Annotated in this window: 14 protein-coding genes; 11 read left to right on the forward strand and 3 right to left on the reverse strand. The window is 65.3% G+C overall.

Annotation, left to right across the window (positions count from 1 at the left end; translation table 11 throughout):
- The first annotated feature begins 304 nt into the window (after window positions 1-304).
- From IN820_RS04025 to ispD, 9 genes are all read left to right on the forward strand, one after another.
- The gene (locus IN820_RS04025) at window positions 305-1441 is read left to right on the forward strand and encodes a sensor histidine kinase (RefSeq protein WP_193679740.1); all 1137 of its coding nucleotides are present in this window, start codon (window positions 305-307) and stop codon (window positions 1439-1441) included.
- Window positions 1438-2124: a response regulator gene (locus tag IN820_RS04030; protein WP_193679741.1), complete on the forward strand. Its 687-nt coding sequence runs from the start codon at window positions 1438-1440 to the stop codon at window positions 2122-2124. Before IN820_RS04025 ends, IN820_RS04030 begins: the two co-directional genes overlap by 4 nt.
- Window positions 2121-2903 carry a PAS domain-containing protein gene (locus tag IN820_RS04035; protein ID WP_193679742.1) on the forward strand — a complete coding sequence of 261 codons (783 nt, stop codon included), beginning with the start codon at window positions 2121-2123 and terminating at the stop codon, window positions 2901-2903. Before IN820_RS04030 ends, IN820_RS04035 begins: the two co-directional genes overlap by 4 nt.
- A gap of 54 nt (window positions 2904-2957) precedes the next feature.
- The gene (gene tilS / locus IN820_RS04040; protein ID WP_193679743.1) at window positions 2958-4259 is read left to right on the forward strand and encodes a tRNA lysidine(34) synthetase TilS; all 1302 of its coding nucleotides are present in this window, start codon (window positions 2958-2960) and stop codon (window positions 4257-4259) included.
- Window positions 4260-4414: 155 nt separating this feature from the next.
- A complete protein-coding gene (locus IN820_RS04045) occupies window positions 4415-6046 on the forward strand; it encodes a CTP synthase (RefSeq protein ID WP_193679744.1) in 1632 nt (543 codons plus the stop codon).
- Window positions 6043-6888 (forward strand): 3-deoxy-8-phosphooctulonate synthase, encoded by an 846-nt coding sequence (gene kdsA / locus IN820_RS04050; RefSeq protein ID WP_193679745.1) that lies wholly within the window; start codon window positions 6043-6045, stop codon window positions 6886-6888. The genes IN820_RS04045 and kdsA overlap by 4 nt, the downstream gene beginning before the upstream one ends.
- 33 nt (window positions 6889-6921) lie before the next feature.
- Entirely contained in the window at window positions 6922-8211 is a 1290-nt protein-coding gene (gene eno / locus IN820_RS04055) for a phosphopyruvate hydratase (RefSeq protein ID WP_193679746.1), read from the forward strand.
- A 139-nt stretch (window positions 8212-8350) separates the two neighbouring features.
- The gene (ftsB, locus tag IN820_RS04060; protein WP_193679780.1) at window positions 8351-8629 is read left to right on the forward strand and encodes a cell division protein FtsB; all 279 of its coding nucleotides are present in this window, start codon (window positions 8351-8353) and stop codon (window positions 8627-8629) included.
- Window positions 8626-9330, forward strand: coding sequence for a 2-C-methyl-D-erythritol 4-phosphate cytidylyltransferase (gene ispD / locus IN820_RS04065; RefSeq protein WP_193679747.1), 705 nt, complete (start codon window positions 8626-8628; stop codon window positions 9328-9330). The genes ftsB and ispD overlap by 4 nt, the downstream gene beginning before the upstream one ends.
- A gap of 190 nt (window positions 9331-9520) precedes the next feature.
- Here the strand turns inward: ispD and IN820_RS04070 are convergent, their stop codons facing one another.
- From IN820_RS04070 to IN820_RS04080, 3 genes are all read right to left on the reverse strand, one after another.
- Window positions 9521-10687, reverse strand: a complete 1167-nt coding sequence (locus IN820_RS04070; protein WP_193679748.1) for a baeRF3 domain-containing protein — start codon at window positions 10685-10687, stop codon at window positions 9521-9523.
- Between the two features lie 77 nt (window positions 10688-10764).
- Entirely contained in the window at window positions 10765-11079 is a 315-nt protein-coding gene (locus tag IN820_RS04075) for an HPF/RaiA family ribosome-associated protein (protein ID WP_193679749.1), read from the reverse strand.
- 136 nt (window positions 11080-11215) lie between these two features.
- Window positions 11216-12115 (reverse strand): LysR substrate-binding domain-containing protein, encoded by a 900-nt coding sequence (locus IN820_RS04080; protein ID WP_193679750.1) that lies wholly within the window; start codon window positions 12113-12115, stop codon window positions 11216-11218.
- Between the two features lie 311 nt (window positions 12116-12426).
- Between IN820_RS04080 and IN820_RS04085 the strand changes: the two genes are divergently transcribed.
- Together IN820_RS04085 and fghA are read left to right on the forward strand one after the other, a co-directional pair.
- The gene (locus IN820_RS04085) at window positions 12427-13542 is read left to right on the forward strand and encodes an S-(hydroxymethyl)glutathione dehydrogenase/class III alcohol dehydrogenase (RefSeq protein WP_193679751.1); all 1116 of its coding nucleotides are present in this window, start codon (window positions 12427-12429) and stop codon (window positions 13540-13542) included.
- Between the two features lie 86 nt (window positions 13543-13628).
- Window positions 13629-14474 (forward strand): S-formylglutathione hydrolase, encoded by an 846-nt coding sequence (fghA, locus tag IN820_RS04090; protein WP_193679752.1) that lies wholly within the window; start codon window positions 13629-13631, stop codon window positions 14472-14474.
- Window positions 14475-14794: the final 320 nt, after the last annotated feature.

Genomic DNA, 14794 nt, shown 5'->3' on the forward strand with positions numbered 1-14794 from the left:
GGGAAATGCCGTGGTGCAGCGAAGGTAATTCAGCGAAGCCGGTCTGCAACTCTCCTCGTGGGCATACCCTGTTTGGGGTATGCCGCGCTCCGGCGGGCCTTCGTGCGGCACCGCAACAAGGCGGCGAAGGCCTATGCAGCCTCGTTCTGGTGCGTCTGCCGGGGCACTGGAGGAGCGGCTGGCGTTATTTCCCTTTGGGAAAAATAAATTCCTGCTGGTATTTGTCGGTTTCGCCGCGTTTCTCCTCGCAGGGCACGGAACTTGCTCCAAGTCGTTATCCCTGGAGCCGCTGTGAGAGGAGCCGATGCCGCCGCAGACCACCCTGCGCAATACCCTGGCGAGCTGGCCGTGGTCCTGGCCCTGGCTGCGTGACCGTGACGCCGCGTCCGGCGAGCGGCTGCTGCGCGAGCTGCCCTTGCGCTTGTTGCGCCAGCCGGGCAGCGACGAACCCCTGTTGAAGATGCTGGCGGCGCTGCAGCGCGAGCTGTGCGCGCACCAGGCGTCGTTGCTGTTGCCGGGCGAAGGGCGCGCCGGCCTGCGGCAGCTGGGGGCTGTGACGGGCTGCAACGCACAGGACGAATGCCCCTGGCGGGCCGACCCGTCACGGCTGCCCTCGGGCGGAGGGCTGATGAACTGCGCCCGCTGTCTGCGTGCCGGGCGCCACCGCCTGTTATGCGGCGTCAGCACCGACCTCGGCGAGTCCGGCGCGCTGCTGGTGGATTTCCCGCGGCCGCCGCGCCAGGCCCAGCGCGACCGTTTGCGCGACGTCGGGCTGTTGCTTGGCGACACCCTGCAGGCGCTAGCTGGCGAGCGACGCCGGCAGCGCCGCGAACTGGCGGCCGAGCGGGCCATGCTCTCGCGCGAACTGCACGACACAGTGGCACAACAGCTCAGCTACCTGCAGATCCGCGCCAGTCGTATCCAGGCGCTGCTGGCCACGTCGGAACAGCCGTGCGCGGCGAAGCCGATGCTCGACGAACTGCGCGCGACCCTGCAGCTGCTGCATCGGCAGGTACGCGAACTCATCGCCTCGGCGCGCCTGACCATGGACGGCCGCACGCTGAACGAGGCCGTGCAGGCCTCGGTGGACGAATTCGCCCGTTGCAGCAGTTGTGTCTTCGAACTCGACAACCGCATCCCCGCGGGGCTGATCACGCCCGAGGCGGAGTTGCAGGTGTTGCAGATCATTCGCGAGGCGCTGGCCAACGTCGTGCGCCACTCCCATGCGCGCCGCGTGCAGGTGAGCCTGCTGGCGCGGCCGGGTGGCGTGGAGGTGCGGGTGGAAGACGACGGCATCGGCCTGCCCGACGAACTGCCGGAAACCGGCCACTTCGGCCTGCGCATCATGCGCGAGCGGGCCGCCGGCATCGATGCGCGGCTGGAGTTCGGCAAGGGCACGCCGCGCGGTACCTGCGTGCGACTGCTATGGAGAGGCGCATGAACGAACCGCTGACGCTGATCCTTATCGACGATCATTCGCTGCTGCGCTGCGGGCTGGCCGAACTGCTCGGCGCGGTGCCGGATTTCCAGGTGCTGGGCATGGCGGCGTCCGGCGCGCAAGGCATCGAGCTGGCGCAGCGGCTGGAGCCGGCGATGATCCTGCTCGACCTGCACATGCCGGGCATGAGCGGCCTGGAAACGCTTGCTGCGCTCAAACAGGTGCAGCCGGACAGCCAGGTCGTCGTCCTCACGGCCTCGGATTCCCAGGACGACCTGCTGGCCGCCCTGCGCGGCGGGGCCGATGGTTACGTGCTCAAGGATACCGAGCCGGAGCAACTGGTCGCCTACCTGCAGGATTGCACCCGCGGGCGGGTCACGTTGGAACCGGGGCTCATGCGGCTGCTGGCCGAAGAGCAGCGCGTGGTGCCGCCGAGCCCCGGCAGGGCCGCAGCGCAGGACCTGACCGAGCGCGAATGCCAGACGCTGGCGCTGATCGCCGAAGGCCTGAGCAACAAGCTGATCGCGCGGGAACTGGGCATCAGCGACGGCACGGTGAAAATCCATGTCCGCCACCTGCTGACCAAGCTCAACCTGCATTCGCGGCTGGAACTGGCGGCCTGGGCCCACCGCGGCGGTTTTCTCGACCAGCAGGCGGCGCGTTCGCCGAACCGGGAGCGCCCATGATTTTTCCATCGACGCCGTACGGCGTATTCGACTGGCTGCGTCAGGCGCTTCGCGCCGCGTCCGGCGACATCGATCAGTTGCCGTTGGCGCTGGCGCGGCTGGACGCCGAGGGCTGCATTCGCCAGTTGAACAGCGGCTGGCGTGAACTGACCGGCCACCGGGTCCGTCCCTGCCTGGGGCGGCCGTTGGCCAGCTTCCTCCATCCAGCGGATCTGCAGGCCTGGACCCAGGCGCTGGGGCAATTGCGCCTGGCGCATACGGACGTGTTGCTGCTGCGCTACCTGACCCGCCTGGGCGAGCGCCGTTGGGTCGAGACGCGCCTGCGCCGCCAGGCCGACGGCTTCGTCGTCAGCCTGGGCGACATCACCGGGCAGATGCAGCGGCGCCAGTCGCTGCAGGCCAGCCACCGCAGCCTGAGCAACCTGCTCGACGGGCTGCCGATGATGGTCTATCGCTGCCGCAACAACCGCCACTGGAGCATGGAATACGTCAGCGCCGGCTGCCTGGAACTGACCGGCTACCGGCCCGAGCAGTTGCTGGACAGCCACAGCCTGACCTTCAACGACCTGATCCATCCCGACGACCGCGAACACGTCTGGACCGAAGTCCAGGCCGGCCTGAACGAACGGCGGGCCTTCGCCTTCGACTATCGATTGCTGTGTGCCGATGGCTGCAAAAAAAAGGTGCAGGAGCACGGCCGCGGTATCTATGCGGACAATGGCGAAGTGCTGGGGCTCGAGGGCGTGGTGCTGGCGAGCGCCTGCCCGGGCCAGCCGTAATCGCGCGTTTCTGGCTTATGCTTGGGCACCGAAGTCCCTATCGAATCCATCCGCATGCCTCTCGAATCCCGTCTGCTTCGTGCACTCGCTCCCTGGCTGGCGTCGCCCAAATGGTGGGTGGCCTTTTCCGGCGGCCTGGATTCGAGCGTGCTGCTGCATGCCCTGGCGCGGCTCGCCGCAAGTCACGCACTGCCGCCGATCGGCGCCATCCACGTGCATCATGGCCTGCAGGCCGTCGCCGACGACTGGCCCACGCATTGCCAGGCGATCTGCGACCGGCTGGATGTCCCGCTGCAGGTGGTCCGGGTCCAGGTCGCGCCGGGTGCCAGCCTGGAGCGCGCCGCGCGCAATGCACGCTATGCCGCGTTCGCCGATTGCCTGGGCGAGGGTGAGCTGCTGCTGACCGGCCAGCACCGCGACGATCAGGCCGAGACGCTGCTGTTCCGCCTGCTGCGCGGCGCCGGCGTGCGCGGGCTGGCGGCGATGTCGCCGGAGCGGGCATTGGGGCGTGGCAGGCTGCTGCGGCCGTTGCTCGATGTTCCACGGGCCGAACTGGAGGCCTATGCGCGCGACCATGGGCTCGACTGGATCGAGGATCCGAGCAACCAGAGCCTCGCTCATTCGCGCAACTACCTGCGCCAGCGGGTCATGCCGGTCCTGCGGCAGCGCTGGCCACAGGCGGCTGCGAACATGGCCCGCACGGCCGCCTTGATGGCCGAAGCGCAGGTCTTGCTGGACGAGCTGGCGGTACAGGATCTGGGCGTGGCACAAAGTGCCAGCCGCTTCGATTGGTTGCCGCTGCCCAGCCTTTCTCTGCCGGCGCTGCGTGCACTCACGCCGGCGCGCCAGCGCAACGCGCTGCGCCACTGGCTGGCAGACCTGACGCTGGCACCCGATGGCGATCACTGGGCGGGTTGGGAAGCCCTGCGTGACGCCCGAGCGGATGCCTCGCCGCGATGGCAGCTGGCCGGTGGCGAGCTGCAGCGCGGGGAGGAGAGGGTCTGGTGGCTGCCCGATGGCTGGTCGGAAGCGGCCGTCGGGCCGATCGACTGGCCGGACCCGGCGGCCGTTCTGACGCTGCCCGGCAACGGATCGTTGCGGCTGGCCGGCCCGCCGCCCTTGGGCCGGTTGCAGGTGCGCTACCGGCAGGGCGGCGAGGTGCTCGTGGTGCCCGGGCGCGGTCGCCGCGATCTCAAGCGTCTGTTGAACGAGGCCGGCCTGCCGGGCTTCGTGCGCGCGCGCCTGCCCTTGCTGTACCGCGACGGCGAGCTGATCGCGGTGGCCAATCTGCCGCAGTTGAGCCCGCAATGGCCTGCCCTGTATTGGCGCGCATCACCTTTAAGCGGTTTGAGCTGATAAGGCCTTTCCGGTAGACTACGCTCCCGTCTCAATACAGCTTCTGCGGTTTCTTCGAATCCGCAGCGGTTGCGCTATTGCCGATCGGCGAGCAATGGCACCTTCGCTTTCCCCCGGCGGCGCCGGCCGCTTAACGCAGACTTCTAGGGTTTTTCATGACGCGCTACATCTTCGTCACGGGTGGTGTTGTTTCTTCATTGGGGAAAGGCATCGCCTCGGCTTCATTGGCGGCCATCCTGGAGGCGCGGGGCCTGAAGGTCACGATGCTCAAGCTGGACCCTTACATCAATGTCGATCCGGGCACGATGAGCCCGTTCCAGCACGGTGAGGTGTTCGTCACCCATGACGGCGCCGAGACCGACCTCGACCTGGGCCACTACGAGCGGTTCATCCGCACCCGCATGACCCAGAACAACAACTTCACCACCGGTCGCGTCTACGAGGACGTGCTGCGCCGCGAGCGCCGTGGTGACTATCTGGGCGCGACCATCCAGGTCATCCCGCACATCACCGACGAGATCAAGCGTCGCATCATCAAGGGCGCCGGCGATGCCGACGTGGCCCTGGTGGAAGTCGGCGGCACCGTCGGCGACATCGAGTCGCAGCCTTTTCTGGAAGCGATCCGCCAGTTGCGCGTGGAAGTCGGCGCCAAGCGCGCCATGCTGATGCACCTGACGCTGGTGCCCTATATCGCCACCGCTGGCGAGACCAAGACCAAGCCGACCCAGCATTCGGTCAAGGAACTGCGCTCCATCGGCCTGCAGCCGGACGTGCTGGTCTGCCGCTCCGACCGCGCCATCGACGTCTCCTCGCGGCGCAAGATCGCGCTGTTCACCAACGTCGAAGAGCGCGCGGTGATCAGCCTGCCGGACGCCGACACCATCTACAAGATCCCGGGCATCCTGCATGCCCAGGGGCTGGATGACTACGTGGTCGAGCGCTTTGGCCTGGAGTGCCGCGGCGCCGACCTTTCCGAATGGGATCGCGTGGTCGATGCCAAGCTGCATCCCGAGAAGGAAGTCACCATCGCCATGGTCGGCAAGTACATGGAACTTCTCGATGCCTACAAGTCTCTGATCGAGGCGATGAGCCACGCTGGCATCCAGAGCCGTACCAAGGTGAACCTGCGCTATATCGACTCCGAAGACATCGAGAACCAGGGCGTCGGCCTGCTGGAAGGCGTCGACGCCATCCTGGTGCCCGGCGGTTTCGGCCTGCGCGGGGTGGAAGGCAAGATCGCCACGGTCAGGTATGCGCGCGAGAACAAGATTCCCTACCTGGGCATCTGCCTGGGCATGCAGGTCGCGGTCATTGAGTTCGCCCGCGACGTGCTGGGCTGGAACGATGCCAACTCCACCGAGTTCGACAAGAACAGCGGCCACCCGGTGGTCGGCCTGATCACCGAATGGGAAGATGCCAGTGGTGCGGTGGAAACGCGCTCCGATACCTCGGACCTCGGCGGCACCATGCGTCTCGGCGCCCAGGAGTGCGGACTCGAGCCCGGCTCGAAGGCATTCGAATGCTATGGCCAGGAGCGTATCGTCGAGCGTCATCGCCATCGCTACGAAGTGAACAACAACCTGCTGCCGCACCTGCAGGCGGCGGGGCTGAAGATTACCGGCCGCTCCGGCGACGGTGCGCTGGTCGAAGTGGTCGAGGCGCCGGATCATCCGTGGTTCGTCGCCTGCCAGTTCCACCCGGAATTCACCTCCACGCCGCGTGACGGGCATCCGCTGTTCAGCGGCTTCGTCAACGCCGCGCTGGAATACAAGGCGAAGAAGGCATGAGCCAGAAGACCATCCGCGTAGGCAACATCGAGATCGCCAACGACAAGCCGTTCGTGCTGTTCGGCGGGGTCAACGTGCTGGAGTCCCGCGACCTCGCCATGCAGGCCTGCGAAGAATACGTACGGGTGACCGAGAAGCTCGGCATCCCCTACGTGTTCAAGGCCAGCTTCGACAAGGCCAACCGCTCCTCCATCACGTCCTTCCGCGGCCCTGGCCTGGAAGAGGGGATGAAGATCTTCGAAGAGGTGAAGAAGACCTTCGGCGTGCCGGTCATCACCGACGTTCACGAGCCGTGGCAGGCGCAGCCGGTGGCCGATGTCTGCGACATCATCCAGCTGCCGGCCTTCCTTTCGCGGCAGACCGACCTGGTGGTGGCCATGGCCAGGACCGGCGCGGTGATCAATATCAAGAAGGCGCAGTTCCTGGCCCCGCAGGAAATGAAGCACATCCTCACCAAGTGCGAGGAAGCCGGCAATGATCGGCTGATCCTGTGCGAGCGCGGCTCCTCGTTCGGCTACAACAACCTGGTGGTCGACATGCTTGGCTTCGGCATCATGAAGCAGATGAATTACCCGGTGTTCTTCGACGTGACCCATGCGCTGCAGATGCCCGGTGGTCGCGCCGACTCCGCCGGTGGTCGTCGTGCCCAGGTCACCGACCTGGCCAAGGCTGGCCTCAGCCAGGGCCTCGCCGGGCTGTTCCTCGAAGCCCACCCGGACCCGGACAACGCCAAGTGCGACGGCCCGTGCGCCCTGCGCCTGAGCAAGCTGGAGCCTTTCCTCACCCAGCTCAAGCAGCTGGATGACCTGGTCAAGAATTTCCCGCCAATCGAAACTGCTTGAAGCCTTGCAGCTATCTACGGAGTGTTAACAACAATGGCAAAGATCGTCGACATCAAGGGGCGTGAAGTTCTCGATTCCCGTGGCAACCCCACCGTGGAAGCCGACGTGATCCTCGACAACGGCATCATCGGCAGCGCCTGTGCTCCGTCCGGCGCTTCCACCGGTTCGCGCGAGGCGCTGGAACTGCGCGATGGCGACAAGAGCCGCTACCTGGGCAAGGGCGTGCTGACCGCCGTGGCCAACGTCAACGGCCCGATCCGCGACCTGCTGCTGGGCAAGGACCCGGTCGATCAGCAGGCGCTGGACCGCGCGATGATCGAACTCGACGGCACCGAGAACAAGGCCAAGCTGGGCGCCAACGCCATCCTCGCCGTGTCCCTGGCCGCCGCCAAGGCCGCCGCCCAGGATCAGGACCTGCCGCTGTACGCGCACATCGCCAACCTCAACGGCACGCCGGGCCAGTACTCCATGCCGGTGCCGATGATGAACATCATCAACGGCGGCGAGCATGCCGACAACAACGTCGACATCCAGGAATTCATGATCCAGCCGGTCGGCGCCAAGACCTTCGCCGATGGCCTGCGCATGGGCGCCGAGATCTTCCATCACCTCAAGGCCGTGCTCAAGGCGCGTGGTCTGAACACCGCCGTGGGCGACGAGGGTGGTTTCGCACCGAACCTGGCCTCCAACGAGGATGCCCTGGGCGCCATCGCCGAGGCGGTGGAGAAGGCCGGCTACACGCTCGGCAGCGACGTGACCCTGGCGCTGGACTGCGCTTCCAGCGAGTTCTACAAGGACGGCAAGTACGACCTGGCCGGTGAAGGCAAGGTGTTCGATGCCGAAGGCTTCGCCGATTACCTGGCGGGTCTGACCCAGCGTTATCCGATCATCTCCATCGAAGACGGCATGGACGAGTCCGATTGGGCGGGCTGGAAGGCGCTGACCGACAAGATCGGCGAGAAGGTTCAACTGGTCGGCGACGATCTGTTCGTCACCAACACCAAGATTCTCAAGGAAGGCATCGACAAGGGCATCGCCAACTCGATCCTGATCAAGTTCAACCAGATCGGCTCGCTCACCGAGACCCTGGAAGCCATCCAGATGGCCAAGGCCGCCGGTTACACCGCGGTGATCTCCCATCGTTCTGGCGAGACCGAAGACAGCACCATCGCCGATCTGGCCGTGGGTACTGCCGCCGGTCAGATCAAGACCGGTTCGCTGTGCCGCTCCGACCGCGTATCGAAGTACAACCAACTGCTGCGCATCGAGGAGCAGTTGGCCGGCAAGGCGCCGTACAAGGGCCGTGCCGAATTCCGCGGCTGAGTCGCGGGATTCGAAAAAGGGCGGCGCGAGCCGCCTTTTTTTGCTTCAATCCTGAAAAGCCGGCTCCCGGAAAGGATAGCGGCAGCCGATCATCGCTTTCCCATCATTCGAATACAGCCGAAGCCGTTTCATGCCTTCTATGCGTCGCCCTTACTGGTTGTTCGTCGTGCTGATTCTGCTCCTGGGTGGCTTGCAGCATCGCCTGTGGGTGGGCGAGGGCAGCCTGGCTCAGGTCAACGGCCTGAATAGACAGATTGCCGAACAGCAGGGCGAGAACAAGCGGCTGCTGGAGCGCAATCGGATTCTCGAGGCGGAAGTCCTGGAGCTCAAGCAGGGCATGGAAACGGTCGAAGAGCGTGCCCGCCAGGAACTCGGCATGGTCAAAGAGGGCGAGACCCTTTATCAGTTGATCGAATGAACGAACGCGACCTTCCTGCCTTCTGGGTAGTCATCCCGGCTGCCGGTATCGGTAGCCGCATGCTCGCCGACCGGCCCAAGCAGTATCTGCAATTGGCCGGGCGCTGCATCCTCGAACATACGCTGGACTGTTTCCTCGGTCATCCCCGGCTGCTGGGGCTGGTGGTCTGTCTGGCGCCCGGCGATCCGTACTGGCAGGACCTGCCGTGCGCGCACGACCTCCGTATCGAGCGCGCGGCGGGCGGTAGCGAGCGCTGCGACTCGGTGCTCAACGGCCTGCAGCGTCTGCGCGCGCTCGGCGCTGGCGATGGCGACTGGGTGCTGGTACACGATGCGGCACGCCCCAATCTTGCCCGGGACGACCTGGATACGCTGCTGGCCGAGCTGGCCGGCGACGCGGTCGGGGGACTGCTGGCCGTGCCCGCACGCGACACGCTCAAGCGAGCGGGGCCGGATGGTCGGGTCGTGGAAACCGTGGATCGCAGCGTGATCTGGCAGGCCTACACCCCGCAGATGTTCCATCTGGGCGGCTTGCAGCGTTCGCTCGGTGCGGCGCTGGCGGCGGGGGCAACGATCACCGACGAGGCGTCGGCCATCGAATGGGCGGGGCTTTCGCCGCGCCTGGTGCAAGGCCGCGCGGACAATCTGAAAGTCACCCGGCCCGAGGATCTGCTCTGGCTCGAGCAGCGCTGGAAAGCCTGAACCGGCGGCAGACAGGCGCCTCATGCCAGTCAGCTAAGCCATGGATGCCTGTGCAGGAGCCAGCTTGCTGGCGACGCTGTCGAGCTGCCGATCGCCAGCAAGGCTAGGTATTCCCCCGCTGCGCCTACAAAAACCGCCCCACAAGGCCTAGCTGATTAGCGTTAAGCCTATGCCCTGCCTGCCATAGCCCTCAGAAGCGATAGATTGCCGCGGCTCCGCTGACGGTGGGCATGCGTTCCATCGGCACCACGACCACTTCGCCGCCCTGTTCCAGGGTCCAGATGGTCAGTTCGTCGAGCAGGTCCGGCGTCGTCGCATCGCTGCCGTCATTGGGAACTGCCTTGCCCTGGGTCTTGTCGGCCAGCCCGGGAATCTTCCGCTCGGCCTCTACCAGAAGCGTGGCGACACGGCCTTGCTGGGTGGCCGCGCCGATTTCCTCCAGACGATCCGAAGCCAGGCCCTGGCCGTGGGACGCACCGAACTGGTCGAGCAGGCCCTCGAGGCGCTTGAGATAGCGCGGCTGCATGACCATCCAGCTCTTTTCGCGTAGCTCGTTGGCGCTCAACGCGCCGTGGCCGATTTCGATGCCTTCGGGCAGTAGGTGTTCGTTATGGCTGATGCGGCGGAAGTGCGGCTGCTGCTCGGGCAAGGCGGCGAGGATCAGCGGCAGCCCGGAGGGCTTCGAATGATGTTCGCTGATCGCCCGGTCGACCTCGCGGAAGAAACGGTCGCGGTCGCGGTCGATCTCCGCCTGCTTGCCGCTGCCGCCGGCTTCCACCTGCATGGAGTCGCCACGCTCGCTGGCGCGGCTGTAACCCTGGACGAAGCCGCTCTGGCCCTTGTCGGTCATATCGCTGCCCAGTGCATCGGCGAGCGTGCGCGGTACTGCTTCCTGCAACTTCACTTCATCGAGCGCGTCGCGGTTGCCCTCGAACAGGCGCACCGAGTCACGCGACAGGCAAAGGATCTGATAGCGATCGGCCGACTGCGCGATGCGTACCAGCGGCTTGAGGTGCATGCGCTCGTTGGCGACGGCCAGTTCCGGCACGCTGCGCTGCAGGCGATAGACCTCGAAGTAATCCTTCGCGGCGAACGCCGCCAGGCCGTCGAGGCTGTGGTTCCAGAAGTCGTTGTCGTCGATCAGTGCGTAGAACGGCTTGAGCAGCGCTGGCGCCTGCTCGGCGTGCCCCTGCTGCTTGAGGGAATCCTCCAGTTGCCTGACCAGGTGCTTGAAGCGGATCGGGTCCTGCTGGCGTTCGGGGAAGCTGCGGTGGGTGGGTTGGTAGAGGGATAGACACGGCCCTTCGCGCCGTGACAGCAGTTTGGAAAGGGTTTCGCGATCGAGCAGGCGGTTCATGCGTGGCCTCCAGTATCGTCGGTTCGGTCCCTCGCGGGTTATCGATGGCGCCTTCAATGGGCATCGCTGGCCAATGGTCAGTGGCGGTTGAATTTGTCGAGGGCGTGACTCAGTGCATGACTGAGTTTCTCGGCGGCGCCGCTGATCGCCAGGTCCAGCGATTCGGCCTTGTGGGTGGCGGAAATGGGATCGTGCCCCTTGACTCGCGCTTCCATCTGACAGCGCTTGTGCTGTGGGCCGCTTTTGCCGCTGTTTTCGTCGTTGAGATGGACTTCGACCCGAGTCAGCTGATCGGCGAAACGCTCCAGTTCGGTCTCAACGGTCACCTTGACCCGTTCCTCGAGATCGCTGGAAACGTCAATGCTGTGATTGCTGTTCACCAGAACCTGCATGGTGTCCTCCTGATTGAAATGCTGCGTACCCATTGCCGCGACGTGCAGGGACGGCAGCTACACAACGTACGACGTGGCTGGTAGGGGAGGGTTCCGCCGTTCGCCGCCCCCTCGGACGCGTGGCGTCAGGCTTGTTTCAGTGCAGTTGGCCGGCATATTCCGGGCGCTGGGCAAGGCCATTCTTCAGCGACTCGATCAGCAGGCGAACCTTCGGCAACGGATAGCGGCGCTGCGGATATATCGCCCAGACGGCGGTATTCGGAGGCTGGTTGGCTTCGAGCAGCGAAACCAGCTCGCCGCGGTGTAGCGGCTCCTGCACGTAGTAGTCCGGCAACTGGCACAGGCCGAAGCCGCGCAAGGCAGCATCCAGCACGGCCTGCCCGCTGTTGCAGCGCCAGTTGCCGGTCGGTTTGAAATGGTACTCGCGACCGTCGAGCTGAAAGGCCCAGGTATCGCCCGTGCCGATCAGGCAGTTGTGCCGTGCCAGTTCCGAAAGGGTATGCGGCCGCCCGTAGCGCTCCAGGTAGGCCGGCGCTGCGCAGAGGTACATCGCGCGTGGTGCGATGCGCGTGGCGACCAGTCGCGAGTCGCCGAGGCGGCCCAGGCGGATCGCCAGGTCATAGCCTTCCTGCACCAGATCGAGGGTGCGGTTGGACAGCTCGATATCGACCCGTAATTGCGGATGCCGGGCCATGAATTCGTTGACCAACGGCACGATGAAGCGCTCGCCATAGGCCACTGCGGCGGTCATGCGCAGCAGGCCGGTCGGCGCGCTATGCAGATCGCTGATCGTCAGGAAGGCTTCGTCGCGTTCTTCGATCAGCCGTTGGCAGCGGGCGAAGAAGGTGTGGCCCGCTTCGGTCAGCGACACGCGGCGGGTCGTGCGGTAGAACAAGCGTGCCTGCAGACGTTCCTCGAGGCGGGCGACCTGGCGGCTGACGTGCGAAGACGATACGCGCAGGCGCTCGGCGGCACGCATGAAACTGCCACATTCGGCAACGGCGACGAATTCGTCGAGGCCTTCCCAGCGGTTCATCGGAAGCTCCGGGAAAACGGCAGGCTATGTCCAATCATGTGTTGCTCGAAATGTGAAGCCGTCGGGTAGGAGCGGGCCATGCCCGCGACGCTTTTGCGCGCTGAATATTCGCGGGCATGGCCCGCTCCTGCAGAGGACGTCCATCCGCAACAGACAACTCAGGCATAGCCAACCTGGGGGTAGGGAGTGGTTGCGCGAATGGTAGCGTATTGTCCCTCACTGGCAATAATGTTTTCCCGAAAAGCTCATTAAGCCATCCGGAGAGTGAATTACACTTCCTGCTTTCCCTGACACACAACGAGAGTGATGCCATGACCATCAAGTCGCGCGCCGCGGTCGCCTTCGGCCCCAACCAGCCCCTGAAGATCGTGGAAGTGGACGTGGAGCCACCCAAGGCCGGCGAAGTGCTGATCCGCATCGTCGCCACCGGCGTTTGCCATACCGATGCCTACACCCTCTCGGGTGAGGATTCCGAAGGCGTCTTCCCCTGCATCCTCGGGCACGAGGGTGGCGGCATCGTCGAGGCGGTGGGCGAGGGCGTCACTTCGGTCGCGGTTGGCGATCATGTGATTCCGCTCTATACCGCCGAATGTCGCGAGTGCAAGTTCTGCAAATCCGGCAAGACCAACCTGTGCAGCTCGGTGCGCGCCACCCAGGGCAAGGGCCTGATGCCGGATGGCACCAGCCGTTTCAGCTATCAGGGCGAGCCGATCTACCACTACATGGGCTGCTCGACCTTCTCCGAATACACCGTGCTGCCGGAAGTCTCGGTGGCGAAGATTCCGAAAGAAGCGCCGCTGGAAAAGGTCTGCCTGCTGGGCTGCGGCGTCACCACCGGTATCGGCGCAGTGCTCAATACCGCCAAGGTCGAAGAGGGCGCTACCGTGGCGATCTTCGGTCTGGGCGGTATCGGCCTGGCGGCGATCATCGGCGCCAAGATGGCCAAGGCCAGCCGGATCATCGCCATTGACATCAACCCGAGCAAGTTCGCCATCGCCGAAGAGCTGGGCGCCACCGACTTCGTCAATCCGAAGGAGCATGACAAGCCGATCCAGGAAGTCATCGTCGAGATGACCGACGGCGGCGTCGACTACTCCTTCGAGTGCGTGGGCAACGTGCAACTGATGCGCGCGGCGCTGGAGTGCTGCCACAAGGGTTGGGGCGAGTCGACCATCATCGGCGTCGCCGGTGCCGGCCAGGAAATCAGCACCCGGCCGTTCCAGCTGGTCACCGGCCGCGTCTGGCGCGGTTCGGCCTTCGGCGGCGTGAAAGGCCGTACCGAGCTGCCGAGCTACGTGGAAAAGGCGCAGAGCGGCGAGATTCCGCTGGACACCTTCATCACCCACAACCTGCCGCTGGAAAAGATCAACGAGGCCTTCGACCTGATGCATGAAGGCAAGAGCATCCGGACCGTTATCCATTTCTGAACAGCGGCAAGCTTCAAGCTGCAAGCGACAAGTTTGCCCTCGTTGCAGCTTGTGGCTTGCGGCTCGTAGCTGCCCCGGAGGGGCCCATGACCCTTGAAAACATTTCCTGCCAGAAAAGCTTCGGCGGCTGGCACAAGCGTTACCGGCATCGCTCGCGCAGCCTGAACTGCGACATGGTCTTCGCCGTGTACCTGCCGCCGCAGGCGGAGCAGGGCGAGAAGCTGCCGGTGCTGTACTGGCTGTCCGGGCTGACCTGCACGGACGAGAATTTCATGCAGAAGGCCGGCGCCCATCGCCTCGCGGCGGAGCTCGGCCTGATCGTCGTCGCGCCGGACACCAGTCCGCGCGGTGCCGGCGTGCCGGACGATGCGCAAGGCGCCTGGGATTTCGGCCTCGGTGCCGGCTTCTATCTCAACGCCACCGAGCAGCCCTGGGCGCAGCACTACCGCATGTACGACTACGTGGTGGACGAACTGCCGGCGCTGATCGAGGCGAACTTCCCTGTCTCCGGCAGGCGCGGCATCAGCGGGCACTCCATGGGTGGCCATGGCGCCTTGATCTGCGCGCTGAAGAACCCCGGCCGTTACCAGTCGTTGTCGGCCTTTGCGCCGATCGTCAATCCGTTGAACTGCCCCTGGGGCGAGAAGGCTTTTGCCAACTACCTGGGCGAGGATCGTTCGCGCTGGCGCGAGTGGGATGCCTGTGCGCTGATCGGCGAAGCCGGCGAGAAGCTACCGATCCTGGTGGACCAGGGCGATCGCGACGACTTCATGGTCAACCAGTTGAAACCCGAGGCGCTGGAGGCGGCGGCTAGGGCGGCCGGCCACCCGCTGACGCTGCGCATCCAGCCCGGCTACGACCACAGCTACTACTTCATCGCCAGCTTCATCGATGACCATCTGCGCCATCATGCCGAGGCGTTGAAGGCGTAGGGTGGATGACGGCGAAGCCTCATCCACGCGTTTGTTTCGGGCGGTGACGGTGCCGGCCGGGGCGTTTGCATGACGCGCCGGGCCGCGTGGAAAACGCTTCGCGGTTTTCCACCCTACGAGACCGCACGCCGAGGCGTTGAAGGCGTAGGGTGGATGACGGCGAAGCCTCATCCACGCGTTTGTTTCGGGCGGTGACGGTGCCGGCCGGGGCGTTTGCATGACGCGCCGGGCCGCGTGGAAAACGCTTCGCGGTTTTCCACCCTGCGAGGCCGCATGCCGAGGCGTTGAAGGCGTAGGGTGGATGACGGCGAAGCCTCATC

Source organism: Pseudomonas lopnurensis, from assembly GCF_015070855.1.
Lineage (GTDB): Bacteria > Pseudomonadota > Gammaproteobacteria > Pseudomonadales > Pseudomonadaceae > Stutzerimonas > Stutzerimonas lopnurensis.